The organism is Streptomyces sp. PsTaAH-137, assembly GCF_003259365.1.
GTDB lineage: Bacteria > Actinomycetota > Actinomycetes > Streptomycetales > Streptomycetaceae > Streptomyces.
Genome location: NZ_QLLY01000001.1, coordinates 516345 through 540436, shown reverse-complemented (window position 1 = coordinate 540436; position 24092 = coordinate 516345). Strand labels below are relative to the sequence as shown.

The 24092-nt window shown below is 72.8% G+C and carries 17 protein-coding genes; 6 read left to right on the top strand and 11 right to left on the bottom strand.

The genetic code is table 11. The annotated features are described in order from the left end of the window. The first annotated feature begins 8 nt into the window (after positions 1 to 8). The gene (locus tag K377_RS41525; protein WP_181512458.1) at positions 9 to 455 is read left to right on the top strand and encodes a response regulator transcription factor; all 447 of its coding nucleotides are present in this window, start codon (positions 9 to 11) and stop codon (positions 453 to 455) included. Here K377_RS41525 and K377_RS02310 read toward each other — a convergent pair whose 3' ends face one another. The 3 genes from K377_RS02310 to K377_RS02300 all read right to left on the bottom strand — a co-directional run bounded on the left by K377_RS02310 (position 456) and on the right by K377_RS02300 (position 3959). Then, positions 456 to 2768 (bottom strand): LuxR C-terminal-related transcriptional regulator, encoded by a 2313-nt coding sequence (locus K377_RS02310; RefSeq protein WP_111661357.1) that lies wholly within the window; start codon positions 2766 to 2768, stop codon positions 456 to 458. Between the two features lie 151 nt (positions 2769 to 2919). Beyond that, positions 2920 to 3405: a DUF1269 domain-containing protein gene (locus K377_RS02305; RefSeq protein ID WP_111661356.1), complete on the bottom strand. Its 486-nt coding sequence runs from the start codon at positions 3403 to 3405 to the stop codon at positions 2920 to 2922. Next, complete coding sequence (locus tag K377_RS02300; RefSeq protein ID WP_111661355.1) at positions 3405 to 3959, bottom strand: DUF1269 domain-containing protein; 555 nt, start codon at positions 3957 to 3959, stop codon at positions 3405 to 3407. The genes K377_RS02305 and K377_RS02300 overlap by 1 nt, the downstream gene beginning before the upstream one ends. Positions 3960 to 4092: 133 nt before the next feature. Here K377_RS02300 and K377_RS02295 point away from each other — a divergent pair, with 133 nt between their 5' ends. Genes K377_RS02295 through K377_RS02285 form a run of 3 tightly spaced genes read left to right on the top strand, consistent with a single transcriptional unit; the run spans position 4093 to position 9712 of the window. Continuing rightward, complete coding sequence (locus K377_RS02295) at positions 4093 to 5517, top strand: hypothetical protein (protein WP_202455722.1); 1425 nt, start codon at positions 4093 to 4095, stop codon at positions 5515 to 5517. Between the two features lie 20 nt (positions 5518 to 5537). Beyond that, positions 5538 to 8237: a glucosidase gene (locus tag K377_RS02290; RefSeq protein WP_111661353.1), complete on the top strand. Its 2700-nt coding sequence runs from the start codon at positions 5538 to 5540 to the stop codon at positions 8235 to 8237. Then, complete coding sequence (locus K377_RS02285; protein ID WP_111661352.1) at positions 8234 to 9712, top strand: alpha-amylase; 1479 nt, start codon at positions 8234 to 8236, stop codon at positions 9710 to 9712. Before K377_RS02290 ends, K377_RS02285 begins: the two co-directional genes overlap by 4 nt. Here the strand turns inward: K377_RS02285 and K377_RS02280 are convergent, their stop codons facing one another. The 4 genes from K377_RS02280 to K377_RS02265 are packed head-to-tail and all read right to left on the bottom strand — an operon-like array spanning position 9713 to position 15558. Further along, positions 9713 to 11407 (bottom strand): SulP family inorganic anion transporter, encoded by a 1695-nt coding sequence (locus K377_RS02280; protein ID WP_111661351.1) that lies wholly within the window; start codon positions 11405 to 11407, stop codon positions 9713 to 9715. A gap of 7 nt (positions 11408 to 11414) precedes the next feature. Beyond that, positions 11415 to 14111, bottom strand: coding sequence for an HAD-IC family P-type ATPase (locus K377_RS02275; protein ID WP_111661350.1), 2697 nt, complete (start codon positions 14109 to 14111; stop codon positions 11415 to 11417). Beyond that, positions 14108 to 15091, bottom strand: a complete 984-nt coding sequence (locus tag K377_RS02270; RefSeq protein WP_111661349.1) for a polyphosphate kinase 2 family protein — start codon at positions 15089 to 15091, stop codon at positions 14108 to 14110. Before K377_RS02270 ends, K377_RS02275 begins: the two co-directional genes overlap by 4 nt. 47 nt (positions 15092 to 15138) lie before the next feature. After that, positions 15139 to 15558, bottom strand: coding sequence for a hypothetical protein (locus K377_RS02265; protein ID WP_111661348.1), 420 nt, complete (start codon positions 15556 to 15558; stop codon positions 15139 to 15141). Between the two features lie 161 nt (positions 15559 to 15719). Here K377_RS02265 and K377_RS02260 point away from each other — a divergent pair, with 161 nt between their 5' ends. After that, complete coding sequence (locus K377_RS02260) at positions 15720 to 17111, top strand: MFS transporter (protein ID WP_111661347.1); 1392 nt, start codon at positions 15720 to 15722, stop codon at positions 17109 to 17111. On the opposite strand, the gene K377_RS02255 is transcribed toward K377_RS02260, so the two are convergent. Then, positions 17096 to 17524 (bottom strand): RDD family protein, encoded by a 429-nt coding sequence (locus tag K377_RS02255; RefSeq protein ID WP_111661346.1) that lies wholly within the window; start codon positions 17522 to 17524, stop codon positions 17096 to 17098. The genes K377_RS02260 and K377_RS02255 overlap by 16 nt on opposite strands. Further along, positions 17517 to 18092 carry a hypothetical protein gene (locus K377_RS02250; RefSeq protein ID WP_146614676.1) on the bottom strand — a complete coding sequence of 192 codons (576 nt, stop codon included), beginning with the start codon at positions 18090 to 18092 and terminating at the stop codon, positions 17517 to 17519. Before K377_RS02250 ends, K377_RS02255 begins: the two co-directional genes overlap by 8 nt. A gap of 200 nt (positions 18093 to 18292) precedes the next feature. Here K377_RS02250 and K377_RS02245 point away from each other — a divergent pair, with 200 nt between their 5' ends. Further along, positions 18293 to 18670 carry an STAS domain-containing protein gene (locus K377_RS02245; RefSeq protein WP_111661344.1) on the top strand — a complete coding sequence of 126 codons (378 nt, stop codon included), beginning with the start codon at positions 18293 to 18295 and terminating at the stop codon, positions 18668 to 18670. A gap of 655 nt (positions 18671 to 19325) precedes the next feature. Here K377_RS02245 and K377_RS02240 read toward each other — a convergent pair. Together K377_RS02240 and K377_RS02235 are read right to left on the bottom strand one after the other, a co-directional pair. After that, complete coding sequence (locus K377_RS02240) at positions 19326 to 22088, bottom strand: helix-turn-helix transcriptional regulator (RefSeq protein WP_111661343.1); 2763 nt, start codon at positions 22086 to 22088, stop codon at positions 19326 to 19328. A gap of 55 nt (positions 22089 to 22143) precedes the next feature. After that, entirely contained in the window at positions 22144 to 24036 is a 1893-nt protein-coding gene (locus tag K377_RS02235; RefSeq protein ID WP_181512468.1) for an ABC transporter ATP-binding protein, read from the bottom strand. Between the last annotated feature and the right edge of the window lie 56 nt (positions 24037 to 24092).

The window sequence follows — 24092 nt, the reverse complement described above, 5'->3', positions numbered from 1 at the left end:
TGAGGGGCATGCCCGTAGTCCTGTACGACCGGCAACCGGGATCCGGCACCGCGCCGGGCCCGACCGTGACGGCCTGCCTGGTGTGGGTCGCGGGCACGCTGGTCAGAGTCGCCGGCGCCGTGGCGGATCCACGCAGCGCCGTGGTCCTCGTCGACGAGGCGGCCGCCGTGCTGGCCGCGCTGCCGCACGAGGAGCCCGCGCGGCCGGGGACACCGCCCGTCCAGCCGCTGACCGCACGCGAGTTGGCGGTCCTCGGGCGGCTTCAGGAGGAGGTGTCGCTGCGGCAGATCGCCGACCTTCTGTACGTGTCGCACAACACGGTCAAGAGCCATGTCCGCGCCGTGTACCGCAAGTTGGGGGCCAGCTCCCGGGCCGAGGCCGTGCGGCGCGGCCGTGAGCTGGGCCTGGTCGGGCCGCGGCCCGGATCACAGGAGAGGCGGTCGGACGGAACGTGATCACAGGATCTGGAGTTCGCGTGCTCGCCGTACCGCGGCCGAGCGCCGCGTCACGGCGAGCTTGCGGTAGACGCTCTTGAGGTGCGTCTTGACCGTGTTCACCGAGAGGTACAGCTCCGCGGCGATCTCCTCGGTGGTCATCATCTGGGCGAGACGGTCCAGCACATCGCGCTCGCGCGGGCTCAACTGCTCCGTGCGGGCGGGCCGTCCGCCCACGCGGTCCGGCAGCTCCGGGCCGAGGGCGCGGCCGCCGCGGGCCGCGCCCAGCACGAAGGCGCAGGCCGGGGTCACGGTGCGCAGCACGGTCACCGGCAGCCGGGCGGAGCGCGTCAGCTCGTCCAGGACGTTCGGGCCGCAGCCTAAGGGGCCGCCCCGCTCCACCGCGGCGGCGACGCCCGCGGCGAGCGCCCGCAGCTCGGCGAGGAACGTATCCGGCGACGACCGCAGCACGGCGTCGGCGCGGGCCAGTTCGTGGCGGGCGCGGCCGGCTTCGCCGCGGGCCAGCTCGACCCAGGCGCGCACCAGGTGCAGGGCCGCCTGCGAGCGTTCGGCGGCGCACCAGCTGGGCAGCGGCGGCTGGGTGGCGTGGGCGGCGAGTTCGTCGGCGGCCCGGAACCGGCCGCGTACGGCCTCCAGGAGCGCGAGTTCGACGAGGCAGTCCCGGCGCAGCGCCCCGTTGCCCGCGGCGCCCGCCGCCTTCAGCGCGCCGGTGAGGGAGACCTCCGCCGCCTTGAGGTGCCCGGCCCTGACCTCGTAGGCGCCGCGCACCGCGAGGGTGAGCGCGGGGATCTCGGGGTGCTGGGCGAGCGCCGTGTGGGGCAGCAGCGGCCCGGTCTCCTCCACCTCCAGGGCGGCGGCGTACGCCTGCTCCGGGTCGTCGGCGCGCAGCCGGTCCATCCGGATCACGGCGTGCGCGAGGCGGCAGCGGGTGATCCGGTCGTTCTCCTCCTGGCCGTCGCACTCGCGGCTGTCGGGCAGCAGCTTCTCCGCGAGTTCCAGGTACCGGCCGCACGCCTGGTCGTCGCCGCGGACGCGGGCGACGGCGGCGGAGAGCAGCGCCGGTTCCGGACTGCTCGCGATCCCGGGTTCCTGCGGGCCCGTGCGCGTGAGGTCGGCGGGCAGCGGGGACCTGGACAGGCCGAGGACCTGGCCGATCGCTAGGTGACGCACGATCAGTTCGGCGGCCAGGTCCCGGTCCTCGGCGGCGAGCAGATGGCCGACGGCGTCGGCGAGGCGGCCGTGCGCGCCGAGCCAGGCCGCCGCGCGGCGGTGCAGCGGGACGACCAGGCCCGGTGTCTCGTGGCGCAGGCACATCCGCAGCACGTCGGCGAACATCTGGTGGCAGCGGTACCAGCCGTGCCCGAGCGGGTGCAGGAAGGAGTTCTCGCGGACGAGGTCGGCGAAGTGCCCGCCGATGTCGTCGCCGCAGAGCGCGGCGGCCAGTTCGGCGTTGACCCGGTCCAGCACGCTGGTGGTGAGCAGGAGCCGGCGCACGGCGGCCGGCTGGAGGTCGAGGACCTCTTCGACGAGGTAGCTGGCGACCGCCTCGTCGTCCCCGGCGAACCGGTCGACGAACCGCTCGGGTTCGCCGTGCCGCTCCAGTTTCTCCATGGACATCGCGGCGAGCCGGATGCCCGCGGCCCAGCCGTCGGTGCGCCTGCGCAGCACGCTCACGGTCTGTTTGGGCACGTCGACGCCGTGCTGGGCGAGCAGCGCGGCGGTCTCCCGGTCGTCGAAGGCGAGGTCGGCGGTGCGCAGTTCGGTCACGTCGCTGGCGAGGCGGCCGCGGCGCAGGTGCAGCGGCGGGTCGCGGCGGGCCAGGACGATCAGGCGCAGCAGGTCGGAGGTGTGCCGCAAGAGGCTGCTGACGCCGTCCGCGATCGGTGAGCCGGGGGCGGGCTGGAAGTCGTCGAGGAGCAGCACCACCGGTTCGGTGCGCCGGTTGAGTTCGGCGGCGAGGGCCGCGACGAGCAGCGGTCCCTCGCCGGTGGCGACGGCGTCCGGGACCCGGACGCCCGCGTCGCGCAGGGCGGAGGTGACCCGTGGCCAGAACACGGCGGGCTGTTCGGCGCGGCCGTCGCAGGTCACCCAGGCCAGCGGGCCCGGTGGGTGCCGGGTGTGCGCCCACTCCAGGGCGAGGGCCGTCTTGCCCGCGCCCACCGGTCCGACGACGACCGTCAGCCGGCCGCGCACCGCGCGGGCGAGCCGGTCGGTCAGGCGGGGGCGCGACACGATCCAGGCGGGCAGCGCGGGGGTCGTGCGGGACGCCGCGTGGTCGGCTCCCTCGTCCTCGGGGCAGAGCCGCTCGGACATCGGCGGCACCTCGCTCTCGGGAAGGCCTGCGGTGCGGCACAGCACAGTGTGGGCCCACCCGGGCAGAACGGCGGCCCGGCGGACGCCATCTCACCCGGGTGAAGTTCCGGGGTGCGACGGCGCCCGGCCGGGCCGGCCGACGGCGGTGCGATCAGGCGCCCTGCAGGGCGTTGACCAGCTCCTCCTCTCGGTCCTTGGTGAGGGAGGTACGGAGCACGCTGGGCTTGAAGGGGCGCAGCGCGTCGCGGACGCGGTCGGGGGTGGAGCGGCGGACGAGGGCGAAGACGGCGGCGTGGCCGGGTTCGAGGGTGCCCGCGATCTCCTTGACGAACGCGTCGTTGATGCCGACGTCGCTGAGCTTGCCCGCGACGGCGCCGGTGGCGGCCCCCACCGCGGCGCCGAACACCGGCATCAGGAAGAGCATGCCGAACAGCGTGCCCCACAGGGCGCCGCCGGCCGCGCCGGCCGCCGTGGTGCTGAACGTCTGCTGGACGTGGATCTTTCCGTCCATGGTGCGCCAGGCGAGGGCGGCGTCCTCCAGGTCGAGCAGTTCCTGGCGGGACAGCTCCTTCGACAGGCGCAGCACGGACTCCGCCTTCTCCTTGTCGGCGAATCCGAGCACGACGAGATCGGCCATCAGGGCCTCCTGGGCTTGTGGTGTCCCGTCCGGTCGCCGCCGCCGTTCGGGGCGACGGGGTCGCCGAGCCGCTGTGCGGCGGCGGTGACCTGGACGGCGACGGGTTCGAGTGCCTCCTCGGTGAGGAAGCCTTCCGCGACGGGCACTCCGCCCGCGTCACGGATCGCTGTGCGCAGGTACTTGGCCCAGACGTGTTCCAGGAGGACGAACGCCGCGGCCGTGCCCGGGTCGAGGGCGTCGGCCATCTCCCTGATCTCGTCCAGGCTCAGGCCGAAGGCGTTGCCCTCGACGAGGCTCGGGTACTCCTTCTGGGCCGCCTTGACCTTCTCGCCGGAGATGCCCAGCAGTGCCGCGACGGTCTCCCCCATGCCCTCCGCCTGGAAGTCCATGGTGAACAGGTCGCCACCGGGCTCCTTGCTGACGAAGAGCATGTCGAGGACGCGGATCTGACCGTTCGCCTCAAGGATCGACAGCTCTTCCATGATCCGGCCTTCGAACTTCGCTTCCGGCCCGAACTCGACCGTGAGGAGCTGCACCGGTCCGATCCCGGCCATCGTGTCTCCCTTCGTCGTCACGACCCCCGTCACGACCGCCATCACAGCGTCCGCGGGGGCCGCGCCGCGTCACCCGCCGCAGGTGAGGGAGGGGGCCCGGCGGGCGGCGACGGTGGGGCGCGGAGGTGACGCCATGTCCCAGGACCAGGGTCCGGGCCCCGCCGAACCGGCCCGGGCGGCCGAGGCCGGTGAGGTGGAGCGGCTGCGGGCCGAGGTCGCCGAGCTGCGCGAGCGGGTGGGGACCGAGCGGCGGCGCCGGGCCCGGCTGCTGATGGCGCGCAGGATGCTGGCCGCTGTGCTGATCGCGCTGGTCGCCGTGGTGGGGGTGACGTCGGTGGTGGGTCTGTGGGGGGCGCGTACGGCGCTGAACACGGACCGCTGGGTGTCGGCCGTGGGCCCGCTGCCGCAGGACCCGGCGGTGAACAAGGCCGTGTCCACGTATCTCACCGGCGAGATCTTCGACCAGCTCGACGTGCAGAAGAAGCTGTCGGACGCGCTGCCGCCGCGCGCGGCCTTCCTCGCGGGCCCGGTCACGGGTGCCGTCCACGACTCCATGGGGCGGACGGTGTCGAAGCTGCTGGCCACGGATCAGTTCCGGGCGCTGTGGGAGGGCGCCAACCGGCTGGCCCACGAGAAGATGGTCGCCGTCGTCGAGCAGCGCAACGCGAATGTGCGGGTGCACGGCGACACGGTCACCCTGAACCTGCTGCCGATGGTCAACAACCTGCTCACGGACCTGGAGGCGCAACTCCCGTCGCTGTTCGGCAAGAAGCTGGACCTGCCGAAGGTGACCTCCGGTGAACTGCCTCCCGGGCTGCACGACCGCGTCGAGAAGGCGCTGGGCGTGCGGCTCCCGGCGGACTTCGCGCAGATCCGGATCTACAACCGGCACACCCTGGGCCAGCTCCAGCACGCGGTACTGGTCCTCAAGCGGGCGCTGGTGGCGCTGCTGATCGCCGTGCCGGTCCTGCTCGCGCTCGCGCTGTGGGCCGCGCCGGACCGGCGCCGCACCCTGCTCCAGCTCGGCGTGTGGCTGGTGGTCACGGTGACCGTGCTGCACGCGGTGCTTCGGGCGGTGCGCGGGCAGGTGCTCGGGCAGGTGCCGCAGGGCGTCTACCGGGACGGGCTGCGTGCCGCGCTGTGGACGGTGTTCTCGACGCTGCGCGATCTGGGCGACCTGCTGCTGTGGCTCGGGGTGGGTCTCGCGGTCCTCATGTATCTGATCGGTCCGGGGCGGCTGCCGGTGGCGCTGCGCCGACGCGCCGTCCAAGGGGTGCGCGCCGGCGGGCAGTTCGCGGCCCGGGCCGGCACCCGGATCGGCACCGACCGGGCGGTGCGGCCCTGGATCGCCTGGCACGCCGACGTCCTGCGGGTGGGCGGGGTGGTCGTCGCCGTCCTGGTCGCGCTGCTGCTGTCCACGTGGCCCGCGCTGTTCGTGGTCGGCGTACTGCTCGCCGCGTACGAGATCGCGGTCACGCTGCTGGCCCGCGGCGGCGGCTCACCCCCGGGAGGTGAGGCAGACGGCACGACCCCCGCGAAGACTGGCCCATCCGGCTGACCGAGTCAGGGAGTACGCGCATGAAGAAGCAGGAACGGAGCGCGGGCGTGGGGCCGACGGCCACCGGGAACCCGCGGGCGCGTCTGTGGGGGCCCTACCTGAGCGAGCGGCAGTGGGGCACGGTCCGCGAGGACTACAGCCCCGGCGGTGACGCCTGGTCGTACTTCCCGCACGATCACGCCCGGTCCCGCGCCTACCGCTGGGGCGAGGACGGGCTCGGCGGCATCTGCGACGACAAGCAGCGGCTGTGTCTGGCGATCGCCCTGTGGAACGGCCGTGATCCGATCCTGAAGGAGCGCGCCTTCGGCCTGACCAACGGTGAGGGCAACCACGGCGAGGACGTCAAGGAGTACTACTTCTACCTCGACAGCACGCCCAGCCACTCCTACCTGCGCTACCTGTACAAGTACCCGCAGGCCGCCTACCCGTACGAGCAGCTCCTGTCGGTCAACCGCTCCCGCGGCCGGCAGGAGTACGAGTACGAGCTGATGGACACGGGGATCTTCGACGAGGACCGCTACTTCGACGTGACGGTGGAGTACGCGAAGGCGGACCACGACGACATCCTGATGCGGATCACCGTGGAGAACCGGGGCCCCGACGAGGCGACGCTGCATGTGCTGCCGACGCTGTGGCTGCGCAACACCTGGTCCTGGGACGACGGGCGCGCGCCGGATCCCGCGCCGCGGCTGCGCGCGGTCGACGGCCCGAAGTCGGTCTCCACGGTGCGCGCCGACCATCCCGGGCTCGGCTCCTACGACCTGCGGTGCGCGGGGGCGCCCCGGGTGCTGTTCACGGAGAACGAGACGAACAACGAGCGCCTGTTCCACACCCCGAACGCCTCTCCCTACGTGAAGGACGGCATCGGCCGGTACCTCGTCGAGGGCGAGGGCACGGCCGTGAATCCGGAGCGGGAGGGCACCAAGGCGGCCGCCCACTACACGCTGGTGGTCCCCCCGGGCGGGTCGGAGACAGTGCGGCTGCGCCTGGGTCCCGCGGGCGGGCAGCTGTCGCTGGCCCGCGGCTTCGACGCGGTGTTCAAGCAGCGCATCGCCGAGGCGGACGACTTCTACCGGGAGCTGACCCCGGCCCGGGCGAGCGAGGACGAGGCGCGGGTGCTGCGCCAGGCGCTCGCGGGGATGCTCTGGTCCAAGCAGTACTACGCCTTCGACCTGGAGACCTGGCTGGCCGAGCACGATCTGTCGCCGTGGAGCCTGCCGCGGCCCGGGGTGCGCAACCGCGAGTGGTTCCACATGATCAACGACGACATCATCTCGATGCCGGACAAGTGGGAGTACCCGTGGTTCGCCGCCTGGGACCTCGCGTTCCACACGCTGGCGCTCTCCGTCGTCGACGTCGAGTTCGCCAAGCAGCAGCTCGAACTCCTGCTGCGGGACAGCTATTTGCACCCCAACGGGCAGATCCCCGCCTACGAGTGGAACTTCGGCGACGTGAACCCGCCGGTGCACGCCTGGGCCGCCTACTTCGTCCACCTGATGGAGGAGCGCACGACGGGCCACGCCGACCACGCCTTCCTGGAGCGGACCTTCCAGAAGCTGCTGACGAACTTCACCTGGTGGGTCAACCGCAAGGACCCGTCGGGGCGCAACGTCTTCCAGGGCGGCTTCCTCGGCCTGGACAACATCGGCGTCTTCGACCGCAGCGCCCCGCTGCCCACCGGCGGCACGCTGGAGCAGGCCGACGGCACCGCGTGGATGGCCCTGTACTGCCAGTCGATGCTCCAGATCGCCCTCGAACTCGTCCAGCACAACGATGCGTACGAGGAACTGGTCCTGAAGTTCGTCGAGCACTATCTGTGGATCGCGGCCTCGATGGACCGGATCGGGGACCTCGGCGACGAGCTGTGGGACGAGGAGGACGGCTTCTTCTACGACGTGCTGCGGCTGCCCGACGGACAGGCGGTCCGGCTGAAGGTGCGCTCGATGGTGGGGCTGCTGCCGCTGTGCGCCTCCACGGTGTTCCGTCCCGAGCAGCTGGCCCGGCTGTCGGGGCTCGGCGAGCGGCTCCAGCGGTTCGCCGCCCGGCACCCCTCGCTGTCGGTGACGATGAGCACGGCGCAGTCCGGCACGGCGGGCGGGCCGCGGCTGCTGTCGATCCTGGACGAGAAGAAGCTCGTACGCGTCCTCGGGCATCTGCTCTCCGAGGACGAGTTCCTCAGCCCGTACGGGATCCGCGCGCTGTCGCGTCATCACGCCGAGCACCCGTACACGTTCTGGGCGGGCGGACAGGAGTTCCGGGTCGGGTATCTGCCGGCCGAGTCGGACACCGGGATGTTCGGCGGCAACTCGAACTGGCGCGGCCCGGTGTGGCTGCCGATGAACGCGCTCCTGGTGCGGGCCCTGCTGAACCTCTACGGTTTCTACGGCGACGAGTTCACCGTGGAGTGCCCGACGGGCTCGGGGGTGCACAAGAACCTGTTCGAGGTCGCCGAGGAGATCACGGCGCGGCTGACGCGGATCTTCCTGCGGGACGAGGAGGGGCGGCGGCCCGTCTTCGGGGGCCAGACGAAGTTCCGGGACGATCCGCACTGGCGTGATCTGCTCCTGTTCCACGAGTACTTCCACGGGGACAACGGCGCGGGGATCGGTGCCTCGCACCAGACGGGCTGGACCGGTCTGATCGCCCCGCTGATGAAGATCTTCGGCACGCTCGGTCCCGACGCGTTCCGTGCCGACGCCACGAGGAGGCGCAGCCGATGACCGAGGTGCCCGCGCAGCCCGTCGTCCATGAGGTCAACACCCGTGTGTGGTTGCGGGAGTTGGCGTCGCGCTCCGGCCGGCCCCCGAGCCTCGCCGAGGTGCCCAAGGACGCCTGGGACGAACTGACCCCGGCCGGGATCGACGTGGTCTGGCTGATGGGGGTGTGGGAGCGCAGCCCGCTGGGGCGCTCCATCGCCCTGGAGAACCCCGAGCTGCGGGCCGCGTTCGACGCGGCCGTCCCCGGGATCGGCGAGAAGGACATCGCCGGGTCGCCGTACTGCATCCGCCGCTACGCGGTGGACGAGGCGCTCGGCGGTGCGGAGGGTCTCGCGGCGGCCCGGACCGCCCTCGACCGCCGGGGCGTCGGGCTGCTCCTCGACTACGTGCCGAACCATGTGGCGCCGGACAGCCCGTGGGTCGCGGAGCACCCCGAGTACTTCGTGCGGGGGGACGCGGAGGACGTGCGCCGGGATCCGGCGGGGTTCCTCGACACCGGGCGGTCGGTGCTCGCGCGCGGCCGCGACCCGTTCTTCCCGCCCTGGCCCGACGTGGTGCAGCTCGACGCGTTCGCGCCGGAGCTGCGGCGGGCGACGGCCGCGGTGCTGACCGGCATCGGGAAGATGTGCGACGGGGTGCGCTGCGACATGGCGATGCTCCTGATGAACGACGTCTTCGCGCGGACCTGGGGCGAGCGGGTGGGCCCGCCGCCCGGGCGGGAGTTCTGGGCGGAGGTCCTCGCCGGGGTGCGCGAGCGCCACCCGCGCATGCTGTTCGCCGCCGAGGCGTACTGGGACCTCGAATGGGCCCTCCAGGAGCAGGGGTTCGACTTCTGCTACGACAAGCGCCTCTACGACCGCATCCTGCACGAGAGCGCGGTCTCCGTCCGTGACCATCTGCGGGCCGGGGAGGACTACCAGCGCGGCCTCGTCCGCTTCCTGGAGAACCACGACGAGCCGCGGGCCGCGCACACGATGACGCCGGACAAGGAGCGCGCGGCGGCGGTCCTGATCGCCACGCTGCCCGGCGCGACGCTGTGGCACGAGGGTGAGTTCACCGGGCGCCGGATCCATCTGCCGGTGTTCCTGGACCGCCGTGTCGACGAGCGGCCCGACCAGGGCCTGCGCGCGTTCCACGAACGGCTCCTCGCCCGGGTGCACCGCAGCGGTATGCGGACCGGGCGCTGGCGGCTCCTGGACTGCCGGTTCTGGCCGGACAACGAGTCGGGCCGCGACCTGATCGCCTCCTGCTGGACCGGCGACGCGGGCCGCTTCCTGACGGTGGTCAATCTCTCGGACCATCGGGCACAGGCGCGGGTGCCGCTGCCCTGGCCCGAACTGGGCGAGGAGACCTGGGAGTTGACAGAGCTGCTCTTCTCCGAGGACCGGTACGGGCGCTCGGGTGCCGAGCTCCTGGAGAGCGGCCTGTACGTGGACCTGCCGCCGTGGGGCATCCACGTGTTCTCGGTGGCGGCCTGATCACTCCTCCCAGCGCGCCCCGCTCTGCGCCCAGAAGGCCACCACGGCCTCCTCCAGGGTGGGGAAGAACCGCTCGGGCGGGAAGGTCCGTGCCAGGCCGTAACGCTCGATCTTGCGGCGCACGGGATCCTTCATCTCCGCGAAGGCCAGCCTGACCCCCTTCTCCTGGAGCGCGGCATCCAGCTCCAGGAGGACGTCGGCGGCCGTGGTGTCCACGTCGGTGACCGGCTCGGTCGCGAGCAGCACCTGGCGGACCCGCGGGGTGCGCCGCACGATGCGCAGCACCTCGTCGCGGAACGACGTGGCGTTGGCGAAGAACAGCGGGGCGTCGAAGCGCAGGATGACCAGGCCCGGCAGGTGTTCGGCGCGCGGGTGCGAGCGCACGTCGTGATAGCCCGCGAGGCCCGGCACCCTGCCGAGTTCCGTGCTGTACGGCCACCAGGCGCGCCGGAAGACGTTGAGGATCGACAGGCCGACGGCGATCGCGATCCCGGGCAGCACGCCGAGCAGCGCGACGCCCAGGAACGCGGCGATGGTCAGCCAGAACTCCGCCTTGCGCTGCCGCCACAGGCGCCGCGTCCCGGGCAGGTCGGCCAGCGACAGGGACGCGGTGATGACGACGGCGGCGAGCGCGGGCTGCGGCAGATCGCGGAAGAGTCCGGGCAGCAGGACCAGCATGAGCAGGATCAGCCCGGCGCCCACGACCCCGGTCACCTGGGTGCGGGCCCCGGCCCGTTCGGCGACGGCCGTGCGTGATCCGCTGGTGCTCAGGGGGAACCCCTGGAACAGGCCGGCGGCGGCGTTCGCGGCGCCGATGGCGAGCATCTCGTCGTTGCCGCGCACCTCCTGCCCGGTGCGGGCCGCGAAGGCGCCGGCGTTGGAGATGGTGTCGGCCAGGGAGACCAGGGCGATGCCCAGGGCGCCCGCGAACAGCGGCCCGAGGTCGGCGAGGGCCACGTGCGGCACGGTGAACGGCGGGAGCCCTTCGGGCAGCCTGCCCACGGTGTGCACGCCGTGCTCGTCGAGGTGGAGGGCGGCGGACGCCGCGACGGCGAGGACGACCATGACGAGTACGGCGGGCACCTTCGGCAGCAGTCGCTGGAGCAGCAGGATCAGGGCGAGGCAGGAGATCCCGACGGTGACGGCGGCCGGCACCGTCCTCCCGTCCGCCACTGCCCGTACGAAAGCGCCGAGTTCGGCGACGACACCCTTGGCGTCGGTGGAGAAGCCGAAGAGTTTGGGCAGCTGCCCGATGAGGATGGTCAGGGACAGGCCGTTCATGTAGCCGATCATGGTGGGTTTGGAGACGAGGTCGGCGACGAAACCGAGCCGGGCCACCGCCGCGAGGATCATGATCGCCCCGACCATGAGGGCGAGCACGGAGGCGAGCGCGACGGCCCGTTCGGGGTCGCCGCCGGACGCCACCAGGGGCAGCACCGTCGCCGCGATCATCGGGCCGAGCGAGGAGTCGGGCCCGAGGACGAGGATGCGGGACGGGCCGAAGACGGCGTAGGCGAGCAGGCAGAGCACGGATGTGTACAGGCCGGTGATGGGCGGCAGTCCGGCGAGTTCCGCGTACGCCATGCCCTGCGGCACCAGGAGGGTGCTCAGGACGATGCCCGCGACCACGTCCTTGACGAGCCAGCCGCGGCGGTAGGCGCGCAGGCTCCGCACGCCGGGCGGGACCCAGCCCATGGGTGTCTCAGCCCTGCCGTCGGCGGCGGCGGGCGAGCAGCTTGCCGAGTTCCCAGAGGCCGAGCAGGGCGAGGGCGGGCAGCAGGGCCCAGGCGAACTGGCCGATGTGCAAGGGCGTCGTGCCGAGCAGCCGGTTGAGGGCGTCCGTCTGGGTCGCCAGGACGGCGAGCACGAACTCGCCGAGGATCGTCCAGTTGAGCTGCTTGCTGTCGAAGGTCTCGGTGGTCAGGACGGTGCCGGTCTGCTCGCGGCATTCGAGCGCGGACACGATCAGGCAGAGCGCGAACGCGGTGAAGGCGATCGAGTTGCCGATGCGCAGACTGTCGTAGCGTGCCTCGCCCAGCTTGATCAGGGCGAGCAGGGCGACGGCGACGAAGGTGCCGACGAGTCCCACGGTGAGCATGAGGCCGCCGGTCATCACGGGTTCGCCGCGCGGGCGCGGGCGGCGGGCCATCAGGCCCGGCCGGACCCGGTCGAAGCCCAGGGAGAAGCCGAAGGCGGCGTTGACGAAGAAGTGGATCCAGAGCACCTGGGCGGGGCTGAAGGGTTCGCCGGCCGCGATGTTGAACAGGGTCGCGCCGAGGAAGGTGAGGACGAAGACGACCAGCAGGACGAGGACGAACCGGATGTACTTCGTGAGGTTGTCGTAGATCTTGCGGCCCTGCTCGACGGCGTGGACGATCGTCGCGAAGTTGTCGTCGGACAGGATCATCCGCCCGGCGTTCTTGGCGACTTCGGTGCCCGAGCCCATGGCGATGCCGATGTCGGCGGCCTTGATGGCGGGGGCGTCGTTGACCCCGTCGCCGGTCATGGCGACGACGTCGCCGCGCTTCTTGAGGGTGTCGGCGAGGAGCACCTTGTGCTCGGGGGCGACCCGGCCGACCACGCCGATCCGGTCGATGCGCGCCAGGCGTTCCGTCTCGGGCAGGGCGGCGAAGTCGGCGCCGAGGATCGCCTCTCCCCCGATGCCGACCTGCCGGGCGACGGCGGCGCCGGTGATCACGTCGTCCCCGGTGACCATACGGACGCGGATGTGGGCGGCCTGCGCGGCGGCCACGGCGGCCCGGGACTCGGCGCGCGGCGGATCGGCCATGCCGACGAGGCTCGTGACGCTCAACTCCGCGACGAGGGACAGGAGATCGCCGCCCGGTGCGAAGCGGGCGGGGTCGAGGTCGCGGACGGCGGCGGCCATGACGCGGCGGCCCGCCCGCTCCATCCGTTCCACGGCGTCCTGGGCCCGTTCGCGCAGGGCGGTGTCGAAGGGGATGTCCTTGCCGTCGGAGCGGGCCGTGGTGGTGCGCGCCAGGACGGCCGGCGCCGCTCCCTTGACGAAGCAGCGCACGACGGTCCGGCCCCTCCCGTCGCGGGTCTCGTGGAAGGTCGCCATGAGTTTGTGGGCCGGGTCGAACGGCAGGGTCGCGAGCCGGGGCAGCTCCTCACGGGTCGCGTCGATGTCGAGGCCCGCCTTGTGGGCGAGGACCAGCAGGGCGCCCTCGGTGGGGTCGCCCACCACCTGTCCGTCGACGAGCGTGGCGTCGTTGGCGAGGACGTACGGGAGGATCGCGTCGTCGATGCGCGGGGTGGAGCCCGCGGCGTGGTGGACGCGGCCCTCCAGGGAGTAGCCGGTGCCGGAGACGGTGTACCGGTCGAAGGCGTCCACGACCTCGACGACGGTCATCTGGTTCATCGTCAGGGTGCCGGTCTTGTCGGAGTTCACGGCCGAGGTGAAGCCCAGCGTCTCCACCGACGGCAGGTCCTTCACGATGGCGCCCCGCCGGGCGAGTTCGAGTCCGCCCTGCGAGAGGATCGTCTGGGTGACGGTGGGCAGGGCCTCGGGGATCGCGGCGATCGCGAGCGAGACGGCGGCCACGAAGAGCGCGTCCCAGGCCTCGCCGCGGGCGCGCCCCAGGGAGAACATCACGATCATGGTCAGGCCGGCCGCGCCGACGATCCAGAGGGTGAGCCGGTTCAACCCCACGGTGAGCGGCGAGGGTTCGGGCCGGGTCTGCGTCAGCATGCCCGCGATCCGGCCGAGTTGGGTGCCGGTGCCGGTCGCGGTGACCAGCAGGACGCCGCTGCCGTGGGTGACGGGGGTGGTCATGAACGCCATGTCGGTCTGGTCCGCGGGGCCGAGGTCGCTGCCGCGCACGGGTGCCGGGTCCTTCGCCACGGGGACGCTCTCGCCGGTGAGCGCGGACTCGTCGATCTGGAGCGAGCTGGCCGTGAGCAGCCGCCCGTCGGCCGGGACCTCGTCGCCTGCCGCGAGCAGCACGATGTCACCGACGACGACCTCCTCGGCGGGGATGCGGGCCTCGTTGCCGTCGCGGCGGACGCGGGCGGTGGCCTTGGACATCTCCTTCAGGGCGTTCATGGCGCTCTCCGCCTTGCCCTCCTGGCGCAGCCCGATGACGGCGTTCAGGACGGTCAGGGCGAACAGCACCACGGCGGTCGCCCATTCCTGGACGGCCAGCGAGACCACGGCCGACGCGGTGAGGATCAGCTGCATGTACGAGGTGTACTGGCCGAGGAAGCGGGCCAGGGCGCCGCGCGTGCGCTCCTGCGGCAGCGCGTTGGGCCCGTCCTCGACGAGCCGGGCGGCGGCCCGTGCGGCGCTCAGACCGAGGGCCGGGTCGACGCCGAACTGCCCGGCGACGGCCTCGGCCGAGCGGGTGTACCAGACCTCCGCCGCGGTGTGCGCGGTCATCGCTTCCGCCTCCGCTCGCGCCCGTGGCCGGTGGCGTACGGATCCGCCGCCGTGCCGGCCGGTGCCTCGCGCTCCAGCCTCTTCTTCTCGCGGGCGAGTTCGCCGCGGCTCTTGTCGTCGACCTCCGGGTAGCGCGGATCGATGTCGATGAGGGTGTGGGCGAGGACGGCGGCCGCGCTGATCCGGGCGAACCATTTGCGGTCCGCGGGGATCACGTACCAGGGCGCCCACGCCGTGCTGGTCGCGGAGAGCATCTCGGAGAACGCGCGCTGGTAGGCGTCCCAGCAGGCGCGTTCGCGTACGTCCGCCGCCGAGAACTTCCAGTTGTGGTCGGGCAGATCGATCCGTTTGAGGAAGCGGACGCGCTGCTCCTCCTTGGACAGGTTGAGGAACAGCTTCACGACGCGGAAGCCGTTCTCGGTCAGGTACCGCTCCCAGTCGTTGATCTCCCGGTAGCGGCGGTTCCAGAGTTTGCGGCCCGTGGTGGCGCCCGGCAGCCTTTGCCGGCTGAGGAGTTCGGGGTGGACCCGCACCACGAGGACCTCCTCGTAGTGGGACCGGTTGAAGATGCCGATCTCGCCGCGGCCGGGCAGGCTGCGGGCGTAGCGCCACAGGTAGTCGTGGCCGAGTTCGTCGGCGGACGGCACTTTGAAGCCCGCCACGCGGACGCCCTGCGGGTTCACCCCGCTCATGACGTGCCGGATGGTGCCGTCCTTGCCGCCCGCGTCCAGCGCCTGGAGGCAGAGCAGCACCCCGGTGGCGCCGTCGGCGGCGAGCCGTCGCTGGTAGTCGGCCAGGAGCGCGACGCCGGTGCGCAGCAGCTCCCGGCCGGCCTTCTTGTTCTTCACGCCCGCCTTGTAGGCGGGGTCGAAGTCGTCCGCCAGGTGCACCTTCGCGCCGGGCCGCACCCTCAGCGGAGCGATGAACTCGGCGATCCGCTCGGCTCGTTCGTCCGGTGTCCGTGCTGGTCCTTCGCGCATACGTCACCTCGGCCGTCGGGCCCGACTCGGCTTCTGTCGGGGCGGGTTCAGAAGAGCGTGTCGCGCCGGACCACGCACAGCGCCCAGATGATGAAGCCGTCCATGGCGATGAGCGTCAGGGACCACAGCGGGTGGTAGGGAATGGAGAGGAAGTTGGCGATGATCATCAGTCCGGCGATGATCACGCCGACGACCCGGGCCCACTTCATCGCGACGAAGAGGCCGAGGCTGACGGCCACCGCGATCACGCCGAGGACCATGTGGGTCCAGCCCCACCCGGTCAGGTCCCACTCGTAGACGTAGTTCGGGGTCGTCAGGAAGACCTTGTCCCGCAGGACGGCCGACAGACCCCGGCAGAAGTCCAGGGAACCGGAGATGAACAGCAGCACGGCGGCGAAGACGGTCAGCCCGCCGGCCGCGGCCATTTTGACATCGGAGCGTGGGTGCGAGCCCGTCGAGGTGGCCATGACACTACCTCCGTGTTCGGTGCCGGTGCTGAACGCACCGCTGTGCCCCGAGTGTGGCGCCCGGTACCGGGGGTGGGTCGTCACCCTTGGGGGGTGACGACCACGGAGGGCGCCGTCCGGAACGCTGTCCGCCGTCCCGCCCGCGATCCGGAGGCGAACCGATGACCGTGCCGCCGGCCCCGCGCGCAGCGACTCCCTGGCCGCGTCAGGTGCTCGCGCCGCTCGCCCTGGCCCAGTTCGTGTGCAGCTTCGCCGGGTCGAACATGAACGTGATGATCAAGGACATCAGTGCGGACCTGGACACCACGGTGCAGGGCGTTCAGATCACGATCACCGCGTTCCTGCTGGTGATGGCGGCGCTGATGATCCCCGGCGGCATCCTGAGCGACCGCTACGGCCGCAAGCGCTGTCTCGTCGTGGGTCTCGCGGTCTACGGGGCCGGGGCCCTGCTCAGCGCGGCGGCGCCCGGTCTCGGCGTCCTCATCCTCGGGAACTCGATCCTGGAGGGCGTCGGCACGGCGCTGCTCATTCCGCCCGTCTACATCCTCACCACCCTTCTGTTCACCGAACTCCCCGACCGGGCGCGGGCGTTCGGGGCGATCATGGCGATGGGCGGGATCGGGGCGGCGGCGGGCCCGCTGATCGGCGGGCTGATCACCTGGGCGATCGGCTGGCGGGCCGCGTTCGTCTTCCAGGCACTCGTCGTCGTGGTGATCATCGTGCTGAGCCGCCACGTCCACGATCCGCTGCCGCCCGACCCGGAGTGCGAGGTCGACACGGGCGGCGCGGTGCTCTCGGCGGGAGGTCTCGTCCTCGTCGTCCTGGGCATTCTCGCGGCCGACGACAACGGCTGGTGGACGCTGGGGCTGCTGTCGGCCGGGATCCTGGTGCTCATCGGCTTCTTCCGCTGGGTCCGGGCGCGGGAACGCGCGGGCGCCCAGCCCCTGCTCCCCACCGCCCTGTTCCGCGACCGCACCTCGAACCTCGGCCTGATCACGCAGCACGTCCAGTGGCTGCTGCTGATGGGGATCTCCTTCACGGTCGCCGCGTATCTCCAGGTCGTACGGGGGTACGACGCGATCAGCACCGGCGTCATCTTCACGGCGTCGACGGCGGGGCTGCTGATCTCCTCGCTCGGCGCCCAGCGGTTCGCCCGCCGCAGGGAGCAGCGCAGTCTCGTGATGGCCGGGTTCGTCACCACGGTCTGCGGGATCGGGGTGCTGATCGGCCTCGCGCACGGGTCGCCGAACGTCTGGCTGTTCACCCCGGGACTGCTGCTGATCGGGCTCGGACTCGGGGTGATGCTCACCCCGTCGGTCACCATCGTGCAGTCCAGCTTCTCCGAGGACCTGCAGGGCGAGATCTCCGGGCTCTCCCGCAGCGTGTCCAACCTCGGCTCGTCCGTGGGCACGGCGGTCGCGGGCACCATCCTGGTCGCCGATCCGGCCGTGGGCCCGTACGCGACGGCGCTCGTCGTGCTCGCCGTGATCGGGCTCGGCGGTCTTGTCGCGGCGGCGCGGCTCCCGCACGGCCGGGGTCAGCGCCCGTCGTAGTGCACGGCGGCGCGGACCACGAGGTCCGGCACGGCGGCCCGGCGCCGGCTGAACGGGATCCACAGCAGCCCCAGCGGGAACGACACACTGAGCGCCGCCCTGAGGAGGGCCCGCGGCAGTCCGAGCCGCCGGCCCGCCCGGTCGCCGACGCGCACCCCCATCAGCCGCCCGCCGACGCTCTGTCCCGTCAGTGCCCAGGCGCCGCCGAGATAGCAGACGGCGAACGTCCACGCGATCGCGCCGGCGAGCCGCCCGTCCCAGTGGGGGATCCGCAGCGGCGGCCCGACGAGGAGCAACCGCGCGCAGCCCGCGCCGAGTTGGACAGTGAGACCGGTCAGCGCCACCAGTAGCGCGTCGAGCAGCGCCGCGACCCCTCTGGTGACGAGCCCCGCCGCCTCCCCCTCCTCACTCATCGCCCCGCCGCAGCATCCGGTCGGCGACCCGGTTCACCCCGCGGTCCCCGCGCCGCCCGATCCCCCGCACGGCGGCCCCCGTGTCCGCGGCCATCCCGCCCCCGGTCTCCCGCACGATCCGCCCGAGATCGATCTCCCGCAGCACGTCACGGGTGAGTCCCACGAGGTCGATGCGGGCGATGATCCGCCCGATGTCGACGCGGTCCGCGATCCCGTTCACGTCCACGCGGGCCGCGATGGGGGCGACGGTGACGCGGTCGGCGACGGTGTCGACATCCACCCTGGCGGCGACCGCGTTCACGTCGACCCGGTCGGCCACCGCCGCGACATCGATCCGGGCGGCGACGGCGTCGACGTCCACGCGCTCGACGACCGCGTTCACATCGACCCGGGCCACTATTCGGCCGATGTCCACCCGGGCGATCACGGCGTCCAGGTCCACCCGGTCCAGGACGAGCCCCACCGCGCCGCGCACCACGGCGCCGGTGGCCGAATCCACCGTGTCCCGGACGCACCGCGCTCCCCGAGCCACGAATCCGGCGAGGACGTGCGCGTAAGCAGGCATCATCCGCAGACCGCAGCAGAGGACCGGGCGGGCGGCCTCATCCGCCGCGGGTGATTCGGTACCGGAGTGTGTCAATGCCTGCACGGAACGTGGCCCCGCGCCGTAATCTGTTCGTCCAGGCCGTCCCTGACCCCGGTGGCCGAATCCCGTCGTCCCGCTTCCCGGGCCTCTCCGGACGTCCGATCGACTTGGGGGAAGTCGCCATGCTGGAAGGCAACGCATGGCCCGTCGGGCACATCCGGGTCCACGAGGTCCACGCGGTCACCGTGATCGAACTGCACGGCGAGATCGACATCGCCGCTGCCCTCGACGTCCTGCCCGCCCTCGACGCGGCCACGTTCGACGACAGAAGGACCGTGGTGCTCGACCTGGGCCCGGTGGTCTTCTTCGACGTGTACGCGCTACGGCTGCTGTGCCGGGCGCAGGACCGCGTCGTCGCCCGGGGCGGACGGCTGCTCGTCGTCTGTGCGCACCGGAACATCCTGAAGCTGCTGCGCGCGGGCGGGCTGCTGGACCGCTTCGATCCGCTGCCGACCATGGCGGAGGCCATGGAGCGGGGCGCGCGGGAGGCCACGGGGTGACCTGCGCCCCGGTCCCGGCTCAGGCGCCGCGGGCAGGAGTTCGGCCCGCGCACCGATGAGCCCGAAGGGCTGGCCGTTGCGGTCGGCGAGGGTCCGGGCCAGCCACAGCACACTGACGCCCGCGGCACCGAGCTGTCCGGTGTGCCGCAGGTCGACGAGGACGCCGGTGCCGTCGGGTCGGATCGCCTCGTGCAACAGCCGGCCGACCGGCGCCTCCGCGGACGGTCCGAGTGGGGCCCGTACCTCGATCACCAGGCATCCGCCGACGCGCCGCACCACCACGGGCGCTGGTGTCCGGCGGCGGAGCCGGAGCACGGGGCTCCATGCCATGGTGCCCACCCCCTGGGCTCGGCGAACGCACACCGTCGCGCCGTGGGCGGCGGCGCGGGAGGGGCCACACGGCCCTCACCCGAGGGGCCGGTCGGCCCCGCATCCCGGAGCGCGCCGTCTACACCGGACGGCGTACACCCCTGGTCCGCGATCCCAGGGTTTTCACCGTGGCCGGGGCGCCGCCGGGGAGTCATCGTGGAGGGCACGGAAGTTGACGGGGGCTTTCGTACATGGGGGAACACGGGGGACGGGGGTGTCCGCGCCGGGCACCCCCGCTGTTCCGGCCCGGCGGTCGTGGTGGTCCGCCGGGTCTCCCCGGGGTCGCTCAGCTGTCCGCCGACCGGCTGATGAGGCGCACGAGTTGGGCCCTGCGGTGCACTCCGTCGAGCTTGCGGTAGATGTTGCCGAGGTGGAACTCGACCGTCTTGACGCTGAGGAAGAGCTGTTCGGCGACCTCGTGGTTGGTGATTCCGCGTCCGACGGCGAGCGCGACGCGCAGTTCCTGCGGGGTGAGGGCGTCGAGCGGGGTGTGTCCCGCGCCGCCGGCCCGGGTGCCGTCGCCGCCCGCGGCGCGGAGTTCGGCGGCGGCCCGGTCCGCCCAGCCGCTCGCGCCGAGCCGTTCGAAGAGGCCGAGCCCGAGCCGCAGCCTGCGCCGGGCCTCACCGCGCCGCCCCTGCCGGCGCAGCAGCTCGCCCCGGGCGAACTCGGTCCGTGCCCGCTCGAACGGGGCCGTCACCCTGTCGAGCCGGGCCAGGGCGCGGTCCATGTGGTGGTCGGCGCGGGCCGGTTCGAGCATGCCGCGCACCCGGGCCGCCGCGGCGGCGGTGACGGGACGGTCGCCCCGGCCCGCCTCGTGGTCGAGGACGCGCAGGACGTCGTACGCGTCCTCGGTGCGGTGCAGATGGACATAGGCGTCGGCGAGGTCGGCTGCCCAGCACAGATAGAGGCCGTCGCCGCGGCCGTTGGCGGTGGAGAACTCCCTGACCCTCTCCAGGTGCCGGGCCGACTCGTCAAAGCGGCCGAAGCCGAGTTCGAGCAGGCCGAGCGCGCCGTGGGCGCGGGCCGCGTCCATGGGCAGCCCGGTGACGGCCGCGAGGGACGTCGCCCGCGCCGCGTGCCGCCGGCAGTCGGCCTCCCTGCCGCGGGCCGCCTCGGTCCTGGCCTGGGCGGCGAGCGCCCGGCACACCTCGAGGACGCGTCCGGTGTCCTCGCCGAGCCGGACGGACTCGTCGGCGTGCGCGAGCGACGCGTTCCAGCGGCCGCTCCAGAACTCGATCACGGAGGCCGTGCCGAGGAGATGGGCGAGCAGCCCCACGGTGCTGGAGGCGCGGGCGGAGTGCACGGCGCGGTCGAGCAGGGCGAGGCCGGCGTCCAGTTCCTCGGCGGCGAGATGGCACAGGCCGCCGACCCCGGAGACCGGGTACGGGAACGCCAAGTCCGGTACGGTGAGCGGCTTTTCGAGGTCGTGGAGCAGTGTGCGGCCCTTCTCCGCGTCGCCGCCGAGGAGTTCGACGAGCGCGTGCAGGAGACGTACGGGCAGTTCGGCGGAGGGGTCGCCGAGCGTGTTGGCGTACCGCATGGACTCGGCGGAGGCGGCGCGCGCCGCGGTGAGGTCGCCGATGGCGAGTTCGGTGAAGGTGATGCCGCCGAGCATGACGGCGGCGAGCGCGGGATCGACGTGCCGGGCGTCCGCGACGGCGGCGCGCAGCTGGTCGCGGGCGAGCGCCGTGCGGCCGCGCTGGATGTCGACGTAGCAACGGACTTGGCGGATGTCGAGCCGGGTGCGTTCCCGGGCGGCGTGGGCGAGGGCGCGGTCGAGGAGGCCGGCGGCCTCGTCGAGGGAGCCCGCGGCCTGGGCGGCGCGGGCGGCGGAGAGAAGCCGGAGCGCCCTGCGCTCGTCCTCGGGGGTGAAGCGGGCGGCGTGGGCGTACAGCCGGGCGGCGAGCGGCAGGGTGAGACTTCCGGGTCCGCCGGAGGCGGCGCGTTCCAGTGCGGCGGCCACCTCTTCGTCGGGGTCGGCGCCGGACTCGGCGAGATGCCAGGCGTAGCGTTCGACGGCGGTGGGTGCCGTGGCGTCCCGCAGGGCGTGGGCGACGGTGCGGTGGGCCTGCCAGCGGCGCACGGCGCTCGCCCCGTGATAGACGCTGGAGCGCACCAGCGGGTGGCGGAAGACGTACGCGCCCTCTTCCACGGTCAGCAGCCCCGCCCGCTCGGCGGGTTCGAGTGCGGCGTAGGTCAACTCGTGGGCGCGCAGGACGCTTTCGGTTCCGGCGAGGGGGCGGGGTCCGAGGACGGCGAGCAGCAGCACGGCGTCCTGGGTGCGGGCCGGGAGCCGGGTGACGGCGCTGTGGAAGGTGCGGGTGAGCATGTCGCCGATGGGCAGCGGGGCGTCGGTGTCGGGACGGTGGCCGCCGCGGGCCAGCAGGGCGGGGAGTTCGAGAAGGGCGAGGGGGTTGCCGCGGGCCTCGGCGAGCAGCCGGTCCATGTCGCGTGAGGAGAGCGGTTCGGCGGCGACGAGACGGCGCGCGGAGTCGGCGTCGAGGCCGCTCAGGGTCAGGGTCTCCACGGGGGCGAGCCGGGAGGCGGCCTCGTCGGCGTCGCGGGTGGCGTAGAGGGCGGCGACGCCTTCCCGCTTGAGCCTGCGGGTGGCGAAGGCGAGGGCGTCGAGGGAGTACGGGTCGAGCCATTGGGCGTCGTCGACGACGAGCAGGACGGGCCCGGACTCGCTGACCGCGCCGAGCAGGCTGAGGGTGCCCGCGGCGACGGCGTACCGGTCCTGGGCGACGGCGGGGCCGAGGGCGAGGGCGCCGGTGAGGGCGGCGGCCTGCCGCCGCGGGATCCGGTCGAGCCGATCGGTGACCGGCCGGAAGAGATCGGCGAGTCCCACATACGGCAGTCCGCTCTCGGCCTCGATGCCCTGGGTGCGCAGTCGGGTCAGGTCCCCGGCGACCGACGCGGCGTACGCGAGGAGGCTCGACTTGCCGATCCCGGCCTCGCCGCGCACGACGAGCGCCCCGCTGCGCCCGCCGCGTGCCGCGTCGACCAGGTCCTCGAGACGCGCGCACTCCGCTGTCCGCCCCAGCAGCATGCGGCCAGGGTAGCCGCGTCGCGCGCGCCGGCGTCCCGTCGGTTCGGGCCGCTGCTCACGCCGGCTCGGCCACCGCCTCGCGCTCCCCGTGCGCGAACTGGGTCCGGTACAGCTCGGCGTACCGGCCCTCCACGGCGACGAGTTCGTCGTGGGTGCCGCGCTCCACGATCCGGCCGTTCTCGACCACCAGGATCTGGTCGGCGGAGCGGATCGTGGAGAGCCGGTGGGCGATGACGATGGCGGTGCGTCCGTCGAGGGCCTCCGCCAGGGCCTCCTGCACCGCGGCCTCGGAGGTGTTGTCGAGGTGGGCGGTGGCCTCGTCGAGGATGACGACGCGCTGGCGGGCGAGGAGCAGCCGGGCGATGGTCATGCGCTGGCGTTCGCCGCCGGAGAGCCGGTAGCCGCGCTCGCCGACCACCGTGTCGAGTCCGTCGGGGAGTTCGCGCACCAGGGTCTCCAGGCGGGCCCGGCGCAGGACGTCCCAGAGTTCGTCCTCGGTCGCCTCCGGCCGGGCGAGCAGCAGGTTGGCGCGGACGCTGTCGTGGAAGAGGTGGCCGTCCTGGGTGACCATGCCGAGGGTGGCGCGGATGGACGGGGCGCTCAGGTCGCGTACGTCGACGCCGCCGATCCGTACGGCGCCCGCGTCGGTGTCGTAGAGGCGGGGCAGGAGTTGCGCGACGGTCGACTTGCCGGCGCCGGAGGAGCCGACGAGCGCGACGGTCTGGCCGGGTTCGGCGCGGAAGGAGACGCCGTGCAGGACCTCGGCGCCGCCGCGGTTGTCGAGCGAGGCGACCTCCTCCAGCGAGGCGAGGGAGACCTTGTCGGCGGCCGGGTAGCCGAAGCGGACCTCGTCGAACTCCACGGCGACCGGCCCCTCGGGCACTTCGCGGGCCTCCGGCTTCTCCTCGATCAGCGGCTTGAGGTCGAGCACTTCGAAGACGCGCTCGAAGCTGACCAGCGCGCTCATGACCTCGACGCGGGCGCCCGCCAGGGACGTCAGCGGCGCGTACAGCCGGGTGAGGAGCAGGGCGAGGGAGACGACGGTGCCCGCCTTCAGGCTGCCGTCGAGGGCGAGGTAGCCGCCGAGGCCGTAGACGAGGGCCAGCGCGAGGGCGGAGACGAGGGTGAGCGCGGTGATGAACGCGGACTGCGCCATCGCCGTCCGCACCCCGATGTCCCGCACCCGCCGGGCCCGGGCCGCGAACTCCTCGGACTCCTCCTCGGGGCGCCCGAAGAGCTTCACGAGCGTGGCGCCGGGCGCGGAGAACCGCTCGGTCATCCGGGTGCCCATGGCCGCGTTGTGGGCTGCGGCCTCACGTTGCAGCCGCGCCATCCGGGAGCCCGTGCGGCGGGCCGGGATCACGAACACGGGCAGCAGGACGAGGGCGAGCAGGGTGATCTGCCAGGACAGGGTGAGCATGACGGCGAGGGTGAGGATCAGGGTCACCACGTTGCCGACGACGCCCGACAGGGTGTTGCTGAACGCGCGCTGGGCGCCGATCACATCGTTGTTGAGGCGGCTGACGAGCGCCCCGGTGCGGGTCCGGGTGAAGAACGCGACGGGCATCTTCTGCACATGGTCGAAGACGGCCGTACGGAGATCGAGGATCAGGCCCTCGCCGAGGTTCGCGGAGAGCCAGCGGGCGAGCAGCCCGATTCCGGCCTCGGCGAGCGCGATCACCGCGATGAGGACGGCGAGTCGCACCACGAGCCCCTGGTCGTGACCGCCGACGATGGTGTTGACGACGTCACCGGCGAGCACCGGGGTCGCGACGGCCAGCAGCGCGGTGAGGACGCTCAGCACGACGAACTGGATGATGCGCCGCCGGTGCGGTCGCGCGAACGCGGCGATGCGGCGCAGGGTCGCGCGGGCGAAGGGGCGGTTGTGGGAGCCGCCGTTCTGGGCGTTCATGACGCTGTGCAGCTGCGTCCAGGCTGTGGTCTCCATGCTCATGCCGACGACAGTAGGACCTCAACCTTTCTTGAGGTCAACAACATGAGGTC

Excerpts from the sequence above, each read along its gene's own strand:
- K377_RS02305 (WP_111661356.1), bottom strand. The coding sequence starts at position 3,405 with ATGGCCGATCTCGTCGTGCTCGGATTCGCCGACAAGGAGAAGGCGGAG.
- K377_RS02300 (WP_111661355.1), bottom strand. The coding sequence starts at position 3,959 with ATGGCCGGGATCGGACCGGTGCAGCTCCTCACGGTCGAGTTCGGGCCG.
- K377_RS02235 (WP_181512468.1), bottom strand. The coding sequence starts at position 24,036 with ATGGAGACCACAGCCTGGACGCAGCTGCACAGCGTCATGAACGCCCAG.
- K377_RS02255 (WP_111661346.1), bottom strand. The coding sequence starts at position 17,524 with ATGAGTGAGGAGGGGGAGGCGGCGGGGCTCGTCACCAGAGGGGTCGCG.
- K377_RS02250 (WP_146614676.1), bottom strand. The coding sequence starts at position 18,092 with ATGATGCCTGCTTACGCGCACGTCCTCGCCGGATTCGTGGCTCGGGGA.
- K377_RS02310 (WP_111661357.1), bottom strand. The coding sequence starts at position 2,768 with ATGTCCGAGCGGCTCTGCCCCGAGGACGAGGGAGCCGACCACGCGGCG.
- K377_RS02280 (WP_111661351.1), bottom strand. The coding sequence starts at position 11,407 with ATGGGCTGGGTCCCGCCCGGCGTGCGGAGCCTGCGCGCCTACCGCCGC.
- K377_RS02245 (WP_111661344.1), top strand. The coding sequence starts at position 18,293 with ATGCTGGAAGGCAACGCATGGCCCGTCGGGCACATCCGGGTCCACGAG.
- K377_RS02260 (WP_111661347.1), top strand. The coding sequence starts at position 15,720 with ATGACCGTGCCGCCGGCCCCGCGCGCAGCGACTCCCTGGCCGCGTCAG.
- K377_RS02270 (WP_111661349.1), bottom strand. The coding sequence starts at position 15,091 with ATGCGCGAAGGACCAGCACGGACACCGGACGAACGAGCCGAGCGGATC.
- K377_RS02295 (WP_202455722.1), top strand. The coding sequence starts at position 4,093 with ATGTCCCAGGACCAGGGTCCGGGCCCCGCCGAACCGGCCCGGGCGGCC.
- K377_RS02265 (WP_111661348.1), bottom strand. The coding sequence starts at position 15,558 with ATGGCCACCTCGACGGGCTCGCACCCACGCTCCGATGTCAAAATGGCC.
- K377_RS02285 (WP_111661352.1), top strand. The coding sequence starts at position 8,234 with ATGACCGAGGTGCCCGCGCAGCCCGTCGTCCATGAGGTCAACACCCGT.
- K377_RS02240 (WP_111661343.1), bottom strand. The coding sequence starts at position 22,088 with ATGCTGCTGGGGCGGACAGCGGAGTGCGCGCGTCTCGAGGACCTGGTC.
- K377_RS41525 (WP_181512458.1), top strand. The coding sequence starts at position 9 with ATGCCCGTAGTCCTGTACGACCGGCAACCGGGATCCGGCACCGCGCCG.
- K377_RS02290 (WP_111661353.1), top strand. The coding sequence starts at position 5,538 with ATGAAGAAGCAGGAACGGAGCGCGGGCGTGGGGCCGACGGCCACCGGG.
- K377_RS02275 (WP_111661350.1), bottom strand. The coding sequence starts at position 14,111 with ATGACCGCGCACACCGCGGCGGAGGTCTGGTACACCCGCTCGGCCGAG.